A 19,696-nucleotide genomic window follows, 5' to 3' on the forward strand; every position below is an offset into this window, starting at 1 on the left:
GTAGCTGGCCTACATTTGTGCCTCATGGGTATAAAAGTGGTATGAAGAGGCATGGAAATTATACGTAATGGTTTGATTTATCATAACAATAGGCAATACTTATACCTATTGCTGAAAATAAAAGGTCATCATGGAACGTAGGCTTTTTCTCATCACTGTTTTTACCGTTTTTACAGGCGTTGTTTTACTGTGCTTGTTGTTTCGTCTTTTCTATCAGCTAGAAACGACCAATATTCAGCGCCAGTTCGATATGGATATCGAAAAAAAATCGGACAGCCTTTCTCAAGATGTTGAGCTTTACCTTGAGTCGCTGCATAGCATAAAGAGTGCTTTTGATAACTCAGGGGTACTAACACCTGAGGCTTTTTCTTATCTGGCCCAGTCTTCTATTGCTCGCCATGGCAATATTCAAGCGTTGGAATGGATTCCTAAAGTCGATGCTGATCAACGGCAGGCATTCGAACAAAACGTACGCCAGCACACCCCAGGCTTCCAGTTTACCGAGCGTGTGGCTTCTGGCGACATGGTAGCGGCAACGAACCGAAGCGAATATTATCCGGTGCATTATGTCGAACCCCTTGCAGGTAATGAGGCCGCTTTAGGGTTTGATCTAGGCTCGAATGCAATTCGCCTAAACGCCATTACTAATGCCACTGACAGCGGCAAGATACAAATTTCGGAAGGGGTGAAGTTGGTGCAAGCAGATGAAAGTCAAACGGGGTTTGGTTTGTTAATTCTGCTGCCAATATACGAAACAGTGTCTCCGCCAACAACTCAGGCGCGACGTGAGAGCTTGCTCGGCTTTGTTCTTGGGGTCTATAAAATTACCGATATCCTAGCCAGCTCGCTTCGTGCAGCAGATGCCAAAGATATGTCTTTCAAACTGATTGATGTCGGGGCCAGTGAAGCCAATAAGGTGTTATATGACAATACCAACATGCAACCCCCATTAATGGAAGGCAATCAATTTGTGGTTTCCAAACTTGTATTGGACAAAGGCGGTAGGCAGTGGGTGCTAGAGGCCATCCCGACCAAGGCGTATTTTGCGTCCCACCGAACCAGAATGCCATTGTTGGTGTTCACTATCGGCTTGGTCGTGTTTGCTATTGCGATGTGCTATGGCTTCGTTGTGATGCAGCGTAATCAGCTTATCTTGATGTCACTTGATGCTAAGAACAAAGAGCTTGATGAAGCAAACAAGAAACTGGATAGGCTAACTAAAACCGATGTTTTGCTAGGTATCGCCAACCGTCGACATTTTGATGAAACGCTAGAGCGTGAATTTATGCGAGCCAGCCGCGATGGCAGGCCGCTGGCACTGCTGGTGATTGATATAGACCATTTTAAGGAGTTTAACGACACCTATGGCCACCAAGCCGGCGATCGTTGCTTACGCTTGGTGTCGAGTGAGTTAGAACGAGTACTTAAGCGTCCTGCAGATATGCTCGCAAGGATCGGTGGGGAAGAGTTTGGGATCATTCTGCCGAATACCAACAATGGCGAGGTGGTGGCTAAACAGTGCAGGGCCTCGATCGAGCGCTTGGCAATAGCGCATTCGGGCTCGAAAGTGTCTGACGTGGTGACGGTTTCAATTGGCGTGGTAACACTAGAGGCTTTGATAGATCAAACCGTCGATTCCGTATTTAATCATGCCGATTCCTCCCTCTATCAAGCCAAAAGTGCTGGTCGAAATTGTGTTAGAGCGATGCGGGTATTGAAGCGTACCACTGAAAATATTACGAGTTTGTGTTGATTAAGAATGAAGTAAAACAAAAAAAGCACCTGCGAGAGGTGCTTTTTTGCGTTCAGTGAGTGAATTACTCAGCCGCGCCGCGGGTGAATGTCAGGCTATGCTCTGCGCCTGTTAGGGTTAGCTGGTTGCCAACAACATCTGCTGTGCTCCAGTCCATTAGGGTTGCGCTCATTAGGCGCTCCATTTCCATGGCCGGCTCAGGACAAGCCATCATTGTCATGCCCATCTTTTCGATGCGTAGCTTACCGTCTTTCAACTCAGCTTGACCAAAGTAACGGTTACAGCCTGAGTGGCCGTTTGCGCTTAGCTCAGTATTAAGCTGCAGGTTTGGCGCCTTAAACGGTTCAGGAAGATCAATCGCCTTATTATCTACTTTAGTCAGTACCCAGTTATGAGTTGCAATGTCCGCTTCAGTAGTCATAGTCTTTACCGTTGCTTCGTCATTAGATGCACAGGCAGCAAGAATTACCGGTAATGCCAGTGCAGCAAGATAACGTTTCTTCATCATAATTGAATCCTAATTCCCAATGTGATGGCTTGTCTAGTAGTTAAGCATAGTGTTTCTGAATGTAAACTGGCTAAACAATAACTTAATTGTACGTTGTTTTTATGTTACTTGATCAATATATATCAAGGCTCAGATTGAATGAACATAAAAGAGCGACAATATGCTTTGTGTTCAGGTTATATTAAATTTACTAACCATTAATGCAATAACTAGTTTACTGTCGCTCTTTGGTGTGATTGTTAAGCTCAAGTCATTTTTCTTTCAATTTATTATCAGCAGGTTCCCAACCTGGCGGTTTAATGAGCGTGTTGATGCGATCGCGCCAATTGCTGCATTGAAAGCATTGCTTGCATAAGTCCCAGTATCCACCAAAAAAGACTTTTATTGGATTAATCGTATTTATTTGTGGATAAACCCCGAAACGCACTTTGTCTTTTTCTTCCGCAAAGGTGCCAAACATTTTATCCCAGATGATCAGAATACCGGCGTAATTTTTATCAAGGTATTGTCGGTTAACGCCGTGGTGGACCCGGTGATGCGAAGGTGTATTGAATACTGCTTCGATTGGGCGGGGCAGTTTTTTCACCGCTTCTGTATGCAGCACAGTTTGGTAAATTTGTACAATGGCTTCACATAGGAAGATAACCAATGGGTTAAAGCCTAATATCGCCAGCGGTAGATGGAAAAACAACGGGAAGAACCCATCTAACGGCCCAAAACGAAAGGCGACCGAGATATTAAAATAAGGCGAACTGTGGTGAACGGTGTGCGTTGCCCAAGCGAACTTTACTCTGTGTACAAAGCGATGCTCCCAGTAATAGGCTAAGTCCGCCAAGACTAAGCAGCCTACAATCGTCCATAAGTTGGTGGGTAATTGAATAATGCTAAAGTGTTCGTATACCACATAGAAAATGGCGATATAGAAAGTGGCCGCCAATATAAAATTTATCCCTATGAAAAGGTACAGGGTAATAAAGTTAGTGACGGCATCGCCAAGAATTCGCCAACTGATAAGCTTTTTAAATGATAAACGAATAAGCTCTAAACCAAAGATGCCAAGAAATAGAACAAAGCTCCAATCCTGTACCCAAACTTCCAAGCTATAAACGTCGGTATCAGACCAAGGGAATGTCAACCAGTCCATGTTATTTCTCCTTGCTTAATTGGTAAGTGACAGCTTCAAGTAGCTCGCCATCCCCAGTGTAAGTATATTCTTCAATGATAGTTGCTGGTGGGTTGCCCACAGGTAAACTCGCCCATTGCTCCCAAATATCATCGCGGTTTGAAGCCTGTTTTACTTTGGCATATTGACCAGATGGTAATGTTATTTTCGATGACGATGTCTTCTGGTTAACACGGTTTAACGCCTTGATGTCGTATCCGGTAGCGACCGTTGCCTTGCTATAGTCGGCGGCAATATCACGGTAAACAACGTAAACCGTGTAAGTTGCGGAGGGCTTCAAAGCGGCAATGAGCTTTTCGTCGTTCTCGAACGTGTTGATAAAGTTTGCTACAGCGTCAGATTCTGCATCAAGGGGAAGCTCGGTTGGGCCTATTCCCACTATCGTTTGTGGCAAGGAAACAAGGTTCTTGGATTCCTTTTTGTTGCTATCGTTTTTGTTGCTATCGTTGGCCTGTATTTCCGCTTTTTGCTTATCTTGATCCTTGGTGTCTGCTTGGATCGGAGACGCGAGAATGTTGATGTCAGTTTCCGCTGCGACCAAAGTGGCAGGCAACCAGAGCTGGGCAGACACGCCAGCCCAAACAGTCGCTGTGATCAGTCCGGTTGTTGCTAGTGCGGTGGCAAGTTTCATGTGATACCTCGTCGATAAATCGGTCTTTTGACCTTAACCTCTAGTCGAAACGAGTATTTCACGGCAAGGGTTAACATTTCGTTAACCCTAAATGAGAGAGGTGAGTTTTAAGGTAAGCTTAGCTATTTTGTCATAGCTCTTTGGTCATAGTTTTCTTTGCCTTAGCTTTCGTCGCCTTTCTTATCAACCATGTGTAAGTGCACATCTTGTTGTGGGAACGGGATCGAAATACCTTCGCGGTCGAAGCGCATTTTCACCTCTCGGGTAATGTCCCAATAGACATCCCAGTAATCTTCTGTTTTAACCCATGGCCTAACAATGAAATCTACCGAAGAACTATTTAAGGTATGGAGTTTGATGGTGGGCTCTGGTGCCCGCAGCGTCATCGGGTGATCTGCAACGATGTCGTTGAGCACGCGCTCGGTTAATTTAATATCGTCACCATAGCCAATGCCAAAGACCATATCGACTCGGCGCACGCGCTCGTGGGTGATGTTCTTAATCGTATCTCCCCAAATTTTGCTGTTTGGCACGATCAAGATTTGGTTATCGAAGGTTTTGATGGTGGTGCTGACTAAGCTCATATGGCTGACTTTGCCTGATGTTCCCCCGGCTTCAACAAAGTCGTCGACATCGAAGGGGCGGTAGATGAGCAGCATCATGCCAGAAGCAAAGTTCGACAAGGTGTCTTGCAAGGCGAAGCCGACAATAACGCCCGCCACCCCGAAACCGGTCAGGATAGGGGTAAGGTTCAAGCCGATTTGCGATAGTGCGATCAAGATACCGATGCAGAGGACGATATTACCGCTGATTGATATAAAGAAATCTTTCATTAATTGTGACATGCGCAGCGTGGGCGAAGATACCGCTCGCGTCACCATGGTGCGGGTAATTTTCTTTAGAATGCGGAAGATGAAGATAATGACAAGGAAGATGAACACCTTGAACAAGATTTGCGGGGTATTTTCAGACAGCCAACCCCTTACATCTCCAAACCAGCCAGATACAATCGCCCATATGACCTTCAAATCAAGCAGTTCGTTGGTCAGGTTTCCCGTGGTTTCGAATAACTGCTTGGTATAGCGGGTGGTATCTATCCCCATTTGGCCGCCTAAGTCGACCAAAAATTGCAGAGCTTCAATATCGCTGGCGACCTTGCGCTGGGCCAAAATATGTTGAAGCTGCAGGTTGGCTTTCTCACCTTCAGCGGCGCTTTTCTGTTGGCTGGCGAGGGCAGACTCTTGTTGGCTGTCAAAGCTCAGCATGGCCGAGACGAAATCGAGTCGCTCTTGGATATCGGCAACCAAAGCTTCAGATTGTTCGGGGTTGGGCACTTCCAGTATCTGGAGCCATTTAAAGTTCACCCACTGCTCACCGAGCATTCGATGATAGAAGTTGGTGGTGTCTTGCAAGGTTTTCTGCAAGATTAACTTTTGCTCTGGATCTGCCTCGTCGAGTTGTTTCTGTTGTTTGGTGATTTGCTCTGAGAGAAAGTCAGCGGCGCGAGTCAGGTAGTCAACCTGATCTTTAACAAACGTAATCAACTCTGGGGTCGTTTCTTCCGTACGTTTGTTGATCAGCGATTGCAGCTCTGCCCGAAGCTGTTCGTTTTTCTTGAGCATCTGCATTTCGACGATATTTTTGGCGGTCCCGGTTTTGCCGAGCGATTCCTCGTACAGCTTACCGAGTTCGGCTTCAAGGGACTCAAGCTTGGCAGCAAAGTGCGGTTCTTCTTTCACCTCTGCGGCCTCAGCTTCGCCAGCTGGCTGGCCATCAGCTTGTTGAGGTTCAGATTCAGCAAAAGCAAAGGAGGACAATAGCATCAGACAAAGCAGAAACAGTCTCATCCAGAATAGCCTCTATCGTTAATTACTATCAAAAGGTCAACAGACCCTAATGCTTAAGGGTAAGCAATGGGTAGACAAACGCTGGCTTAATTACGGGAAACTTCCCCGGATCCCATTTACTTGTAGGCGATGGGTATATTCTTGTCGAAGAATGCTTACAATGTATTTATTGAAAGCGCAGAGATAAAAAAGCCAGTTGTTCAGGGAGATAGCATGCAAACACAGGCACTGATCATAGAAGACGATAAGGATTTGGCGGCCGCAATCAGTGATTATATGGAGCTAGAAGGCGTTGAGTTTGATTTTGCGTTCAATGGTGCTGCGGGGCTAAACCTAGCCCTGGAAAACCGCTATGACATCATTTTGTTGGATATCTCCATGCCGAAGATGGATGGCTTAACGGTATGCCAGCAGCTGAGGGAAAAAGGGATCAGCACACCGGTGTTGATGCTAACAGCACGGGATACCCTCGAAGATAAAATCAAAGGCTTTAATGCAGGCAGCGACGATTATTTGGTAAAGCCATTTGCAATGGAAGAGCTAACCGTGAGGATCAAAGCCTTAGTACGACGTACCCAAGGCACAGTGAATAAACTGAAGGTGGGCGACCTATCTATTGATATCGACAAGCACCAAGTACAGCGGGGCGGGGAGGCGATAAACTTGCCGCCGGCATGTTGGAAGATGTTGGTTTGCCTGATGCAAAACAGCCCGAATGTGGTCTCGAAGGCCGAACTAGAGCGCTATGTCTGGGATGATGAGCAACCAGAGAGTGATAGCTTGAAGGTGCACTTATTCAAGCTTAGGAAGTTGATTGATAAGCCCTTTCCTCATCCGCTGATCCATACTGTTCATGGTGTGGGTATCGTGATTAAAGAACAAGACGAAATTAAAGAGCAAGAATAAGGCGTAGGAACGGGGTTATGGCAGGGATCAAGCGCGACATTTATCTTTTTCTATTCGGCTTAGCGGTGTTGTTGGCAGCTGTTTATAACCTACTGATGTACCAAAGTTATACTATCGGTATGATTGAGACCGAAAAGTATGCCTTTAATTATGAAATCGCCTTGTTAGAGCGGGAGTTTTTACAAACCGGCGAAGTTCAAAGCCAAAATCGCGAAACCTTTCAGGTCTATAGCAATTTCGATGCAGTACCGAAGCAGTACCAAAATGCTATCAATTGGCAAAACTTGGCTGCTGATGAGCTGGGAGAGGCGGTTATTCCCGCCCAAGGCGAGCAGGCTAACCAGTATTTGTATGGGTTAAAACACCGTTTATATAACAGCGATACCACTGTCTATATCGTGTCCCAATATGATGAGGCATTGCTGGCCTTGTTATATGAAGACGATCCTCCTCAAGACCATAACCAATTTCTGGCAATCACGGCTGGGGTACTGGTGCTGGTGGCGTTTATTGTGGTGCGGATTTTAGTATTCCGAATCACCAAACCTGTGTTGATGCTGTCAACATGGGCAAAAGATCTCGATATTACAAACCCACCCAAGCCGCAATCGCTCCGTTACCATGAAATCGACTTTCTTTATCAGCAACTTAAATTAGGGATCGAAAAGCAGCAGGAAGCTAACCGTAAAGAAGCATTCTTTTTACGCACGGCTAGCCATGAAATGCGAACGCCAATTGCAACGGTGTCTGCCAGTGTCGAATTATTGCAGCGCTTAACCGAGCAGCTTCCGGACAGTGCCAAGCGGGCTGTTGGCCGCATAAGTCGCTCTACCGAAAATATGAAAAACTTGACCACAACGTTACTTTGGTTAGCCCGCAGCAGTGAAGGCAAGACTAGTGCAGAAAAAAGTGAAGCTGAGTATATATCGCTAACGTCTATTGATTTAGCTGAAATGGTCGAAAAGGCATTTGTAGCTCAGCAGTCAGTATTTACCGACAAAGAGGTCGAGTTGGTTCTAGACAATGCGGAAGCTGAAGTGCTCGCTGCTGAATCGGAGGCATTAGTCAGTATTGTGGTCACCAATTTGTTGCGTAATGCGGTGCAGCATACGGTGGGCCATGTTATTGATGTCAGCCTTTCTCAGCGGCAGTTGGTGATAGAAAACGATGCTGAACCAGTAGGGGAACATAACCCAGCCGATAGCCTGGATGTGAATCAAACCAGCTTTGGGATCGGGTTATATTTGGTTGAAAAAATCTGTGCTAATCGTGGGTGGGCATTGACGTTCACTCAGACAGATAATCGATTTAGGGTATCGGTGAAATTTAGTTAACCAAAAGTTAACCCCTGCTGATTGATACTAGGTTCATCGCATTAGGAGATGAGGTGAGTCATGAAAACTTGGTTACTGGAAACGTTAATCTGGGCTGTTGTTACTATGATGGTGGTAGGGGCGATTTGGGGTTTTACCCTGCCTAATTTGGGTCTCTCAGTTGGGATATCAATCCTGGTCTCTTTGTTTATCGGTAATAGCCACCGCTCGTAATTCAATACGAGCATAGGGTTAATTAACGAATCAAGGAGATAACGATGAAGATTGCATTAATCAAAGCCAGCCACGACAGCGATTTTAAGCAATATAAGAAGTATCAAGCATCGCCGCCGCAGAATATTTTTTCTGCTGCAGCGGCGCTGTCCGGCATTGCTGAAATCGCGATGTATGATGAAACGTCTTACCATAAAGCGCCCGTTGATCTCGACTGTGAAATGGCGGTTATCTTTATGTCTACGCCTGATGCGCTGCGGGGTTATCAACTGGCAGATTTATACCGTCGTCAAGGGAAGACAGTGATCCTTGGTGGCCTGCACGCCACTTTCATGACCGAAGAAGCATTAGAACATGCCGACGCGGTGATGAAAGGGGAGTCTGAAGCGCTATGGCAAGGCATGCTGGATGACTATAAGCGGGGCAAGCTCTCATCGGTTTATCAGGCAGATTCACCTTTTGACTTGGCGAACATTGGCCATTATCCAACAGAGTTTATTCGTCCTGAAATCTACCAAGGGATCTGGTCGGTAACGGTGTCTAGAGGATGTCGCTTCAAATGTCGCTACTGTACGGTTCCTCGGTTTTTTAGAGAGCAAACATACCGCCCGATCGGTGATATTGTTGATGAAATCAAAAGAAGCGGGCAACGCAGTTTCGAGCTGAAGGCGGATAACCTCACGTCAGACCGTGACTATTGCCTCGAACTGTTTGAAGCGCTTGCACCACTGAATATCTACTGGACGGCTGAAACCAACCTGCGATTTGCCGATGATGAGGAGTTGCTTGAGGCAGCGGCCGAAAGTGGCTTGTGGTATTTGTTGGTCGGGCTAGAGACGCCATCGAAAGCTGGCCTCAAGGAAGCCGCGAAAGGCTTCAATAATGTGCATCGTTCGGCGGAATATATCCGCAAGCTTCACGAATACAATATTGTGGTCGATTCATGCATGATTTTTGGCTTTGACGAGCACGATAGAGGCATTTTTGATGAAACTTGGTCGTTTATCCATGATGTAAAACTGGATGTATGCCACCCGACAATCATGATCCCATTCCCAGGAACCCCTTTGTACCAAGACTTGGAGCAGCAAGGGCGGATCCTGACCAAAGATTGGTCGAAATATGATGGGAATAATGCGGTGTACCAACCGGCGAAAATGAGCGTCGAAGCGCTGGAAGCGGGATGCTACGACTTTACCAGCCGTTACTTTTCTATGGGGGAGATGATCAAACGCAAAGCCAGCCACACGAAACGGTTTGGTGCCTCAATGGCCTTGTCGTTGCCATGATTTTTCTATTTCAAAATAAAAAAAGGCCCCCTACATGAGGGGGCAATATTTACCATCGCTATTATTATTGGGTTAAACGACTTTGCTTTTGAGGAAGCAGGTTAATAATTGTATTTAATCTATTGTTTATTAACCGAAGTCACCGTTCACGTAACCACGGGTGCGGTCATCGCGAGGGCTTGTAAATAGTGCATGTGTGTCATCGTGCTCGACCAGTTCACCCATTAGGAAGAACGCAGTGCGGTCAGAGATACGACGAGCCTGCTGCATTGAGTGAGTCACGATAACAATGGTGAAGTCTTTCTTCAGTGACTCCATCAAGTCTTCAATTTTCTTGGTAGCAATTGGGTCAAGTGCCGATGTTGGTTCATCCATTAGGATAACTTCAGGCTGCATCGCGATAGTACGTGCGATACATAGACGCTGCTGCTGACCACCCGATAGACCGAAAGCGTGAGACTTAAGGCGATCTTTTACCTCATCCCAAAGTGCCGCGCCACGCAGCGACTGCTCAACCACTTCATCCAGTACTTTCTTATCTTTCACACCTTGAGCACGTAGGCCGTAAGCCACGTTCTCGTAGATGCTCATTGGGAATGGGTTTGGTTTCTGGAATACCATACCTACTTTGATGCGAAGCTGAGCAACATCGATGTTGCCATAAACATCTTCGTCATCCATGGTTAGCTTACCTTCGATCTTCACGCCTTCGATGAGGTCGTTCATGCGGTTTAGGCAGCGAAGTAGGGTAGACTTACCACAACCTGATGGGCCGATAAGCGCCGTTACTTGGCGGTTAGGAATAGGCAGGTTGATTTGCTTAAGTGCTTGGTTGCTACCGTAGTATAGGTCTAGGTTTTCAATATTAAATTTGTTCATGGTTCTCTTTCCTCAAAATTAGTAAGTCGCAGTGTTGAATCGGCTAGCAATGATTTTCGTTAGTAAGTTAATAACAAGAACAATCACAATCAGAATGGTGGCAGTTGCGTATGCCTGGTTCCATTCGTGAATGGTGTAAAGCTCTTGCGTTAGCTTGTACAGGTGAACGGTTAGCGTACGGCCAGAGTCAAACATGCTCTCTGGGATACGGGCAACCATACCTGCTGTCATGAATACCGGTGCTGATTCACCAATAACACGACCTACGCTGAGGATGATGGAGGTTACGATACCTGGCATCGCGCTAGGTAGGATAAGTCTCCAGATTGTGTAAATTTTTGATGCGCCCAGACCGTATGAACCTTCACGGTAAGTCTGAGGAACCGCCATCAGTGCTTCTTCAGTGGTACGGATGATAACTGGCAGAATAAGGATACTCAGTGTCAGTGCACCTGACAGGATAGAGTAACCAAAGCCCATTACCACGACGAAGAATGTCATACCGAATAGACCGTAGATAATCGACGGAATACCAGCAAGAGACTCTGTACAGAAGCGGATAACTTTTACCAAGCGGCTACCTACTTTCGCATATTCAGTAAGGTAGATGGCCGTCATGATGCCGAGTGGCGCAGCAACACCGATAGAGGCTGCAACCATGTATAGGGTCGATACAATCATCGGCCAAATACCAGACTCTTGTCCGATAGTGGTGTAGTCACTGGTGATGAACTTCCAGTCAACGTGCGATAGGCCGTTGCTTAGGATGTACCATACTACCCAGATTAGAAAGCCGACGGTGACGATGGCAGCAGACCAGATCAGCGACATCGCGATCTTATCTTTCATCTGCTGTTTTTGTGTATTAGTACCTTGTAGAGCCATTGTGTTTACCTCGCACGCTCACGGTTCAAGTAAAGAAGCGCGGCGTTCAGCATCATGATGAAGACAAGAAGAACGATACCTGTCGCGTAAAGGGCACTTGCGTGTAGGCCGGTTGCGTAAGACATCTCGATAGCGATGTTTGCAGTTAGCGTACGTGCTGAGTCCAGTAAGCCTTCCGGCATAGCTGGTGAGTTACCCATTACCATGATGATTGCCATTGTTTCACCCAGAGCACGTGCAACACCCAGGATGACACCGGTCATGATGCCCGAGCGAGCAGCGGGTACAAGTAGCTTAAACACAGTAAACATTTGTGATGCACCAAGCGCGTATGAACCTTCTTTATAGGTACGCGGTACAGCACGGATTGATGTTTCTGATACTGTAATTACCGTTGGTAGGATCATTACAGCCAGAACGATGATACCTGCTAGAACCGTGTTACCAGCGGGTACCGAGAAGATATCTTGAATAAGCGGTACGATGATAACCAAGCCAAAGAAACCGTAAACAACTGACGGGATACCGGCAAGCAGTTCAATCATCGGACGAATAATATTAGCCAGTGGCTTAGGTGCAACCTCTGCAATGAAGATTGCGGTTAGTACACCGATTGGCACACCGATCACAACAGCACCAGCCGTTGACACTACCGACGCCACAATCATTGGTGCAATACCAAACAGGGCAGGTGGCAGCCAGTCAGAGCCGAATACGATGGCGCCTACACCAGCTTGAGCAAAGGCATCATAGCCTTCTAGAAAGATAAAGTAGCCAATTAAAATCAGCGATAGAATGCCAAGTGCAGCACTCGATAAAAATAGGTATTTGAAAAACAGTTCACGCCAATCGATTTTGTCTTTCGCTTTAAGCGAAGAGCTCTTAGCTGAACTTGCGATGTTATTTGCGATGGTCATACTTTCTACTCCAGATACCGGTTAAACAGGGTTTAGCCAAATACCGAGGAATCAATAAAAACCGGCCACCATCATCTGATGATGACCGGTAAAGAAACTATTACTTAGTTAACAGCGATGTAGCCTTTGTCAGCAACAATCTTCTGTGCTTCTGCACTCTTAATCCAAGTTAGGAAGTCAAGAGCTGCTTGAGATGGGCGACCGTCTTTGTAAAGCACTAGGAATGGACGCTGAACACCGTAATCACCAGCTTGGATAGCTTCAACTGATGGTGCGTGGCTGTCGATAGATAGTGGCTTAACAGACTCGTCTACAGAACCTAGAGAGATGTAGCCGATAGCAAATGGGTTGTTAGCGACGATAGTTTTTAGCTGGCCGTTACCGCTTGCAACTTGTGCACGCTGAGAGATAGCTGAAACACTTACATCGTTAATTTTCTTTTTAAGACCCATGATGTCTTCGAATGCACCACGAGTACCAGAAGCTGTATCACGAGTAGCAACTACGATTGGCTTGTCTTCACCACCCACTTCTTTCCAGTTTGTGATTTCGCCTTTGTAGATTTTTGATACTTCTTCTTTAGATAGGTCAGACACTGGGTTGCTTGAGTGAGCAACAACAGCGATACCGTCACGAGCGATAACAACTTCTTTAATGTTGTCTGCTTTTTCTGAAGATTTTAGGTCACGAGAACTCATGCCTAGGTCAGATGAACCGTTGTGAGCTGCACGAACACCAGCAGATGAGCCAGGGCCCTGAACTTCAACAGTTACATTGTTTGATTGAGAGTAGGTTTCACCTAGAACTTCCATGATAGGGGTGACGGAGTTCGAGCCAACAACAGAGATAGTTTCGTTTGCAACCGCTGGGTTGAATACCATTGTACCTGCTAGGGCTAGTGCACCAAGAACCTTAGTTTTCATTTTCCTAATCCTTAAAAAGCTGGCCTTATTGCCAATAGGTTTGAATGAACGAGGCTAAGGTTAGGAGAGTTGTATGACAGTAATGTTTCAGAACTTTGAACACTCTATGACGAAGGTCATAAATGTTTAATAAGTGACCGAACGGAGTGAGTTTTTGTCAGAAAACCAGGCAATATAACCGCTTGTTTGCACGCTTTTTAGAGTGGTATCACAAATTTTTTGTGGTGGTAGGAGGTGTTAGTAAATGTTTCTATCTATTGGTTTTTTCTTATTTTGATATTTTATATTGGTTATTGTCGCAAAATGTAGTTAAAGATATTGGTAAGTTGGGCGTTTAAGAAATTGTTAGCCTAACACTATTACCAAGAGGTTTTAATGCCATTTTCATTTAACAATTTATCGATTCGTATCCAGGTACTCGTGCCTGTTGTCATATTAGCTGTTGTTCTGCTGCTATCTACTATTGTTGCAGGCGGTAAAATTGATAGCCAGCAGGCGTTGATGCAAGCGCATACCGAACAGTCTCTGAATAACAAAGACCGAGTCACTTGGTTGATTGATAACACCTATCAGATGCGCATTGATGCAGTCTACAGTCTATATGATATCGAGCAATTGGGACGCTTGAGAGACTCACTAGAGCAAGGAATGGCAAAGAATTTTCAGGTACTTGATGAGTTATCTGAAGTAAAGGGGCTTGATAAAGAAGCAGCGAACACGCGAGATAAGATGCAGAAGTATCTGAATTATTCACTGCAACACGTGATCCCTTTATTACATAAGCGCTTTGATGGGCAGCTCAGTGACGAGCAGTATGCAGCGCTTACTACTGACTTTCGCGTTTATGGCCATAATATGGTGACGGCAATGAACACATTGCTTCAGCATGTCACCAAGTTAACACTTGAACAGCAAGCTGTGCAGGCTGAGAACCAAGATAGCCTGATCTCGACCTTGTTTTATACCTTACTTGCTGTCCTAGCTGGCGCTTTATTTGCTGCATGGTTTATTTCTGGTTTGATTGCCACGCCAGTGATACATCTTCAATCGGTAATGCGTGATGTGGCAACGGGTAACTTGAAGGTCCGTGCTAAACAGAACGGTACCAATGAAATCGCCCAATTAAGTGCCAGTGTGAATACTACTGTGGAGCAGCTTAGCACCACGGTTGAATCATTGATCCGTATTAGTGAAGACGTGGCTGCCGCCGCGACAGAGCTTGCGGCTGTCATGACCCAATCAGAAGCCAATGCACAGACCGAGCAGAATGAAATTGATCAGGTTGCCTCGGCAGTGAATGAGTTATCAAGCACCGCTGATAATGTCAGTGACAACGCAACAAGTGCGGATTCGACAGCCAAGCAAACAGATGAGCTCGCTCGTCAGGGGCTGGGCGTATTTGAAGAGAGCAATGCGGCTAGCCAGCAAATGTCACAGACCTTGTCGGAGGCAGCTGGTGTGGTAACACGACTAAAAGATCAGTCTGAACAGATCAGCAAAGTGATTGAAGTGATCCGTGGTATCTCAGAGCAAACAAACCTGCTGGCATTGAATGCAGCGATTGAAGCGGCACGTGCTGGTGAATCGGGCCGTGGCTTTGCGGTCGTTGCCGATGAAGTACGTATGCTTGCTGCACGTACCCAAGACTCAACCCAAGAGATCCAGTCGATTATCGAGGAGTTACAGTCGCAATCTAACAATGCCAACGACAGTATGCAGGTTAGCTTGGAGATGCTTGAACAAAACCAAGTACTGGCTAATCAAGCCAATGAGGTATTGATGGGTATCACTGAGTCGGTAGTTCAGATCAGCGATATGAATACCCAAGTCGCGACCGCTGCCGAGCAGCAGTCTCAGGTGACGCAAGACATCAACCGCAATGTGACCAACATGTCGGAGATCGTGAATCAAAACGTCGCGGGTATCAGTCAAAGCGCAATGGCAAGTAATGAGCTTTCCCAACTTGCCGAGCAGCAGAAACAACAACTGGCTTTCTTTAAGCTATAAAGCATTGCCAATACTTAAAGACAATAGGGCTGCTTAGGTAGCCCTTTTTACGGTGTAAAGAATCTTATACTTACCAATTGCTAGCGTATCGAAAGGCGATCATTTCTAAGAAAACACTGTGCTTGCTTGAGATTTGCTCTGTTTGTGGTTGTTTTGTCATCTACAAAACAGTAATGCTATGAATTTGAAAGGGGTTTATAAATTGACCGTGATGGTCGATAGTTAAACCTGCTTTGATTTCAGTTATGATGTGCATTGAAATTGTTACAGTGTTTGTGTGAGCAATATCTCATTTTTGGTGTTTTTATAGCGGGTATGTGCTACTTTTGGCTTCTACTCGTTTTTCACTAGAAAAAATCCCAAAATGCTCAACAATTTTAATAACCTCTCTTTAAGAAAACAGGTATTACTGCCTGTTTGTTTACTTGCGCTAACGCTCTCTATTCTTGTTTGGTTTATCGTGTCGGTGTCATCGACTCAGCAAGACAAGAATCAGGCAATGACAATGTTGGCTCTAGACCATAAAGGCATGTCAACGCAACTGGTTGATAATACCTATCGCGTACGTTTAAGCGCTGTTTATAGCCTGTATGATCCAGAATTGCTGCGTAGCTTTTCAGGTGTGCTGACTTCTCGCTTTGAAGACAGCCGTCAAGTGCTGACTCAATTATCTGCCGAGCCAGAGTATGCGGAAGAAATCGCGACAATGCGCAAGGCGCTCAACAATTACCAAAATCACGCTGAAAAGGTGATGATCCCGCTACTGCAAAAGCGTCATCAGGGCTTAGTGTCTGACATTGAATACAATCGTCAGTGGGATGCTTGGAAAACTTACGGTGCTGAACTTGTCGAAAGCATCGAAATATTAGCCAATGAAGTTAGCCGTGTTATGGATTTAAGGCTAGAAGAGGGCGAAAAATCATATAAATCAGTGGTGCAGACCAGTGTGATGATTTTTGTTGCGGTACTTGTTGGTGTTCTTTTTGCCGCATGGTTAATTTCCGGCATGATTGTTTCACCTGTTATTCAATTGCAAAAAGTCATGCAGAAGCTGTCGGCGGGTGATTTGAATGCGTCGTCTTCGTTTGAAGGTAGCAATGAAATTGGCCAACTAAGTGCTAACGTGAACGGCACAATCAGCCAATTCAAGTCTACCGTTGGCGAATTAACCAAGATCAGTGAAGAAGTGGCCTCTGCGGCGACTGAGCTGTCGGCGGTCATGACCCAGTCGGAAGTGAATGCACAGTCTGAACAAAACGAGATTGATCAAGTTGCCTCGGCTGTAAACGAGCTATCAAGTACTGCAGATAACGTTAGTGACAACGCGACAGCTGCGGACTCGACAGCAAAACAAACAGATGACTTGGCTCGTGAAGGTCTACGTGTGTTTGAAGAAAGCAATGCAGCTAGCCACCAGATGTCAGAGACCTTATCGAACGCAGCTGGTGTAGTTACCCGACTGAAAGATCAATCAGAGCAGATCAGCAAAGTGATCGAAGTTATCCGCGGCATTTCTGAGCAAACGAACTTGTTGGCACTGAATGCGGCAATCGAAGCGGCCCGAGCTGGTGAGTCAGGCCGTGGTTTTGCCGTCGTTGCCGACGAGGTGCGTATGCTTGCTGCGCGTACCCAAGAGTCGACCAAAGAGATCCAAACCATTATCGAAGAGCTGCAGGCACAGTCGAATAACGCCAACGACAGTATGCTGCAAAGCTTGGACATGCTGGAGCAGAACCAGACGCTGGCAAGCCAAGCGAATGATGCACTGATGGGAATTACTGAATCTGTGGTGCAGATCAGTGATATGAACACTCAGGTGGCAACAGCAGCAGAGCAGCAGTCCCAAGTGACCCAAGACATCAATCGTAACGTAACGAATATGTCTGAAATCGTTAACCAGAACGTTGCGGGCATTAGCCAGAGCGCAATGGCGAGTAACGAACTGTCCCAGCTTGCTGAGAAGCAGAAGCAACAGTTGTCGTTCTTTAAGATTTAACCGAATTAACGACAGACGAAAGGGGGCTTTTAAGCCCCTTTTTTCATGTTTGTTAAACTGAATGGATAGCAATACGCATGATGCATGGCTTTGTGCATTCTATGTAGAAGAAAGACAGAAATATAGGCGCTAATAATGATTAAAAAAGCCCAGCAGATGGTGGTGTTTAACGCCCTGACAAACCAGCGTAGCTTTACTAAAGCGGCTCAGTTGCTTGATATTTCGCGCACGCAAGTGAGTAAGCAAATACAGCAATTGGAAGAAAGGTTAGGCGTGCAGCTGGTCCAGCGGACCACTCGTTCATTTGCACTTACCGAAGCCGGGCAGCGCTTTGCCGTACATTGCGCCAATATAGTTGGAGAGATCAACGAGGCAGAAAGTGAACTGCTACAGGCAAGTGACAGTCTACAAGGGGTTTTACGGGTGGGTAGTGCTCAATCATTCGCACGGCATCACATATCACCCTATATTGCCGACTTTCATGCTCGATACCCCCAATTGGATGTCGAAATGAGCCTGTTTGATCATAAGGTGGATCTGATTGCAGAGCAGTTGGATCTCTGGATTGGGATGACGGATACGCCGCCAGAAGGGTTCGTTGCCCGCCATTTAGCCGATTGCCACTTTGTGTTGGCAGCAAGCCCTGAATATCTCGCCAAGCATGGCGTGCCGTATCATCCTAATGATCTTCATGATCATAATTGCATCATTTATCACAGCAGGGAGCGTAAAGATAACACTTGGTGTTTTCAGCAAGAAGAAGCGGATGTAGCCGTAAAAGTGACTGGGAACTACCGTGTCGATTCTGCCGATGCCATTCTTGATGCGACCCTGGCAGGGCATGGGGTAGGGTATTTAGCCACTTACCTTCTTGATAAAGAGTTTCGGCAAGGCAAGCTGATCCGCCTAATGCCTGACTGGTCATTGTCACAATACATGCCACTGTATGCAATATACCCGCGCTATAAGTTCTTACCGAAAAAAGTGCATAGCTTTTTGGCCTTTATTCGTGAGCAGATTGGTGAGCCGGTATATTGGGATAAGGTGCTGGACTAAGTGATTAATCACTACAAAGAGCCAGAAAAGTTGAATGAAAATCAAACAGCCACTGCTTTTTTTATGACCACTATTGTCACTGGCTATGACAATAGTATCCCCTATTTGCACTAATCACGGTCAAAAGCCTAATTTTGCCCAATAAACAACCAAAAGTGTGTGATTGTGTGTCTGAGGTGTGAATATGGATAACAATTTGAACCTTGTCACACTTTTCGATATGAATAGAATCCCTCCGCAATCGTTTTACTAACAACATTGTGGAGTTTGACCATGAACTATTTGGTCAGTGTATTGGGTGTAATTACACTCTTTACAATAGCAGTTCTTTTTTCTGAAAACCGTCAACAAATCAATTGGCGTACCGTAGGCGGTGCATTTGCCATTCAGTTAATCTTTGCTGGCTTCATTCTGTACGTGCCCGTTGGCCGTGAAATCCTCAACACTATCTCCAATGCGGTATCCGGCATTATTAACTACGGTCGCGTAGGTACTGAGTTCCTGTTTGGTGAGCTTGCCCAGTTTAAGCTTGGCTTTATTTTTGCCGTTAATGTGTTACCTACCATTGTCTTCTTTTCTGCACTTATTTCTGTGCTTTATTACCTAGGTGTGATGGGTTTTATTATCCGTACCATTGGTGGTTTGCTACAGCGTTTCCTAGGGACTAGCCGTACCGAATCCATGTCGGCAACCGCCAATATTTTTGTGGGCTCGGTAGAAGCACCATTGGTTGTCCGTCCTTATTTGGCGAAAATGAGCCGTTCTGAACTTTTTGCCGTGATGGTGGGTGGCTTGGCCTCGGTTGCTGGTGGCACATTGGTGGGCTACGCCGGTTTGGGTGTAGATATCAGTTACTTGATTGCTGCAAGTTTTATGTCAGCGCCTGCAGGTTTGATGATGGCTAAAATTCTGGTGCCACAAACCCAAGTGATTAATGACGGAGCAAGCTCGGAAGAGGGTGAAGATGACGAACCGGTCAATATTATTGACGCTGCGACCCGTGGTGCACTAAGTGGCCTTCAAATTGTCATGGCTGTTGGGGCAAGCCTATTGGCTATTATTAGCTTAATTGCCTTGATCAACGGCGGGCTGGCACATGTTGGTGACTGGGCTGGCATTGAAGGCTTGAGCCTTGAGTTTATCTTTGGGTATTTGTTTGCACCTATAGCCTGGCTGATTGGTGTGCCATGGTCTGAAGCAACAGTGGCTGCGAGCTTGATTGGTAAGAAGATTGCGGTGAATGAGTTCGTGGCGTTTGCCGACTTAATGGCAGTAAAAGATCAGCTAAGCCAACACTCGCAAGCCATCGTGACGTTTGCCTTATGCGGATTTGCAAACTTGACATCCATCGCAATGTTGATGGGTGGGC

Annotated in this window: 17 protein-coding genes; 9 read left to right on the plus strand and 8 right to left on the minus strand. The window is 45.9% G+C overall.

The genetic code is table 11. The features are described 5' to 3' along the window. The first annotated feature begins 130 nt into the window (after positions 1–130). On the plus strand, positions 131–1,753 hold the full coding sequence (locus C9I98_RS19325) for a CHASE domain-containing protein (protein WP_036817836.1): 1,623 nt from the start codon (positions 131–133) through the stop codon (positions 1,751–1,753). A gap of 64 nt (positions 1,754–1,817) precedes the next feature. Here the strand turns inward: C9I98_RS19325 and C9I98_RS19330 are convergent, their stop codons facing one another. From C9I98_RS19330 to C9I98_RS19345, 4 genes are all read right to left on the minus strand, one after another. Beyond that, positions 1,818–2,258, minus strand: coding sequence for an META domain-containing protein (locus tag C9I98_RS19330; protein ID WP_036817843.1), 441 nt, complete (start codon positions 2,256–2,258; stop codon positions 1,818–1,820). Between the two features lie 253 nt (positions 2,259–2,511). Continuing rightward, positions 2,512–3,405, minus strand: coding sequence for a sterol desaturase family protein (locus C9I98_RS19335; RefSeq protein WP_036817834.1), 894 nt, complete (start codon positions 3,403–3,405; stop codon positions 2,512–2,514). Position 3,406: 1 nt separating this feature from the next. Beyond that, positions 3,407–4,075, minus strand: coding sequence for a hypothetical protein (locus tag C9I98_RS19340; protein ID WP_036817832.1), 669 nt, complete (start codon positions 4,073–4,075; stop codon positions 3,407–3,409). A 161-nt stretch (positions 4,076–4,236) separates the two neighbouring features. Further along, on the minus strand, positions 4,237–5,922 hold the full coding sequence (locus C9I98_RS19345; RefSeq protein WP_107272362.1) for a mechanosensitive ion channel domain-containing protein: 1,686 nt from the start codon (positions 5,920–5,922) through the stop codon (positions 4,237–4,239). A gap of 213 nt (positions 5,923–6,135) precedes the next feature. Here C9I98_RS19345 and C9I98_RS19350 point away from each other — a divergent pair, with 213 nt between their 5' ends. From C9I98_RS19350 to C9I98_RS19360, 4 genes are read left to right on the plus strand one after another with little or no spacing between them, the layout of a single operon-like run. Beyond that, the gene (locus C9I98_RS19350) at positions 6,136–6,828 is read left to right on the plus strand and encodes a response regulator transcription factor (RefSeq protein WP_036823312.1); all 693 of its coding nucleotides are present in this window, start codon (positions 6,136–6,138) and stop codon (positions 6,826–6,828) included. 17 nt (positions 6,829–6,845) lie between these two features. Beyond that, positions 6,846–8,162, plus strand: coding sequence for a sensor histidine kinase (locus tag C9I98_RS19355; protein ID WP_036823310.1), 1,317 nt, complete (start codon positions 6,846–6,848; stop codon positions 8,160–8,162). Positions 8,163–8,222: 60 nt separating this feature from the next. After that, the gene (locus C9I98_RS26670; RefSeq protein ID WP_170111227.1) at positions 8,223–8,375 is read left to right on the plus strand and encodes a hypothetical protein; all 153 of its coding nucleotides are present in this window, start codon (positions 8,223–8,225) and stop codon (positions 8,373–8,375) included. A gap of 44 nt (positions 8,376–8,419) precedes the next feature. Continuing rightward, the gene (locus tag C9I98_RS19360; RefSeq protein WP_051902224.1) at positions 8,420–9,664 is read left to right on the plus strand and encodes a B12-binding domain-containing radical SAM protein; all 1,245 of its coding nucleotides are present in this window, start codon (positions 8,420–8,422) and stop codon (positions 9,662–9,664) included. A gap of 129 nt (positions 9,665–9,793) precedes the next feature. On the opposite strand, the gene pstB is transcribed toward C9I98_RS19360, so the two are convergent. The 4 genes from pstB to C9I98_RS19380 form a co-directional block, all read right to left on the minus strand. Then, complete coding sequence (gene pstB / locus C9I98_RS19365; protein WP_107272363.1) at positions 9,794–10,543, minus strand: phosphate ABC transporter ATP-binding protein PstB; 750 nt, start codon at positions 10,541–10,543, stop codon at positions 9,794–9,796. 18 nt (positions 10,544–10,561) lie between these two features. Next, positions 10,562–11,428, minus strand: coding sequence for a phosphate ABC transporter permease PstA (pstA, locus tag C9I98_RS19370; protein WP_036821681.1), 867 nt, complete (start codon positions 11,426–11,428; stop codon positions 10,562–10,564). Positions 11,429–11,433: 5 nt separating this feature from the next. Continuing rightward, a complete protein-coding gene (gene pstC, locus C9I98_RS19375; protein ID WP_036821684.1) occupies positions 11,434–12,345 on the minus strand; it encodes a phosphate ABC transporter permease subunit PstC in 912 nt (303 codons plus the stop codon). 104 nt (positions 12,346–12,449) lie between these two features. After that, positions 12,450–13,268, minus strand: coding sequence for a phosphate ABC transporter substrate-binding protein (locus tag C9I98_RS19380; protein ID WP_036821688.1), 819 nt, complete (start codon positions 13,266–13,268; stop codon positions 12,450–12,452). 375 nt (positions 13,269–13,643) lie between these two features. Here C9I98_RS19380 and C9I98_RS19385 point away from each other — a divergent pair, with 375 nt between their 5' ends. From C9I98_RS19385 to C9I98_RS19400, 4 genes are all read left to right on the plus strand, one after another. After that, positions 13,644–15,275: a methyl-accepting chemotaxis protein gene (locus tag C9I98_RS19385; RefSeq protein ID WP_107272364.1), complete on the plus strand. Its 1,632-nt coding sequence runs from the start codon at positions 13,644–13,646 to the stop codon at positions 15,273–15,275. A 364-nt stretch (positions 15,276–15,639) separates the two neighbouring features. After that, complete coding sequence (locus C9I98_RS19390) at positions 15,640–17,271, plus strand: methyl-accepting chemotaxis protein (RefSeq protein ID WP_036817107.1); 1,632 nt, start codon at positions 15,640–15,642, stop codon at positions 17,269–17,271. 135 nt (positions 17,272–17,406) lie between these two features. Next, a complete protein-coding gene (locus C9I98_RS19395) occupies positions 17,407–18,327 on the plus strand; it encodes a LysR family transcriptional regulator (protein WP_036817110.1) in 921 nt (306 codons plus the stop codon). Positions 18,328–18,600: 273 nt separating this feature from the next. Continuing rightward, the coding region (locus C9I98_RS19400) for a NupC/NupG family nucleoside CNT transporter (protein ID WP_107272365.1) at positions 18,601–19,696 on the plus strand (1,096 nt) is incomplete at its 3' end.

Origin of the sequence: Photobacterium sanctipauli (assembly GCF_003026495.1) — a bacterium.
GTDB lineage: Bacteria > Pseudomonadota > Gammaproteobacteria > Enterobacterales > Vibrionaceae > Photobacterium > Photobacterium sanctipauli.

What these genes read in the sequence shown, in the direction of transcription:
- C9I98_RS19325 (WP_036817836.1), top strand. Translation starts at nt 131, where the DNA reads ATGGAACGTAGGCTTTTTCTCATCACTGTTTTTACCGTTTTTACAGGC.
- C9I98_RS19330 (WP_036817843.1), bottom strand. Translation starts at nt 2,258, where the DNA reads ATGAAGAAACGTTATCTTGCTGCACTGGCATTACCGGTAATTCTTGCT.
- C9I98_RS19335 (WP_036817834.1), bottom strand. Translation starts at nt 3,405, where the DNA reads ATGGACTGGTTGACATTCCCTTGGTCTGATACCGACGTTTATAGCTTG.
- C9I98_RS19340 (WP_036817832.1), bottom strand. Translation starts at nt 4,075, where the DNA reads ATGAAACTTGCCACCGCACTAGCAACAACCGGACTGATCACAGCGACT.
- C9I98_RS19345 (WP_107272362.1), bottom strand. Translation starts at nt 5,922, where the DNA reads ATGAGACTGTTTCTGCTTTGTCTGATGCTATTGTCCTCCTTTGCTTTT.
- C9I98_RS19350 (WP_036823312.1), top strand. Translation starts at nt 6,136, where the DNA reads ATGCAAACACAGGCACTGATCATAGAAGACGATAAGGATTTGGCGGCC.
- C9I98_RS19355 (WP_036823310.1), top strand. Translation starts at nt 6,846, where the DNA reads ATGGCAGGGATCAAGCGCGACATTTATCTTTTTCTATTCGGCTTAGCG.
- C9I98_RS26670 (WP_170111227.1), top strand. Translation starts at nt 8,223, where the DNA reads ATGAAAACTTGGTTACTGGAAACGTTAATCTGGGCTGTTGTTACTATG.
- C9I98_RS19360 (WP_051902224.1), top strand. Translation starts at nt 8,420, where the DNA reads ATGAAGATTGCATTAATCAAAGCCAGCCACGACAGCGATTTTAAGCAA.
- pstB (WP_107272363.1), bottom strand. Translation starts at nt 10,543, where the DNA reads ATGAACAAATTTAATATTGAAAACCTAGACCTATACTACGGTAGCAAC.
- pstA (WP_036821681.1), bottom strand. Translation starts at nt 11,428, where the DNA reads ATGGCTCTACAAGGTACTAATACACAAAAACAGCAGATGAAAGATAAG.
- pstC (WP_036821684.1), bottom strand. Translation starts at nt 12,345, where the DNA reads ATGACCATCGCAAATAACATCGCAAGTTCAGCTAAGAGCTCTTCGCTT.
- C9I98_RS19380 (WP_036821688.1), bottom strand. Translation starts at nt 13,268, where the DNA reads ATGAAAACTAAGGTTCTTGGTGCACTAGCCCTAGCAGGTACAATGGTA.
- C9I98_RS19385 (WP_107272364.1), top strand. Translation starts at nt 13,644, where the DNA reads ATGCCATTTTCATTTAACAATTTATCGATTCGTATCCAGGTACTCGTG.
- C9I98_RS19390 (WP_036817107.1), top strand. Translation starts at nt 15,640, where the DNA reads ATGCTCAACAATTTTAATAACCTCTCTTTAAGAAAACAGGTATTACTG.
- C9I98_RS19395 (WP_036817110.1), top strand. Translation starts at nt 17,407, where the DNA reads ATGATTAAAAAAGCCCAGCAGATGGTGGTGTTTAACGCCCTGACAAAC.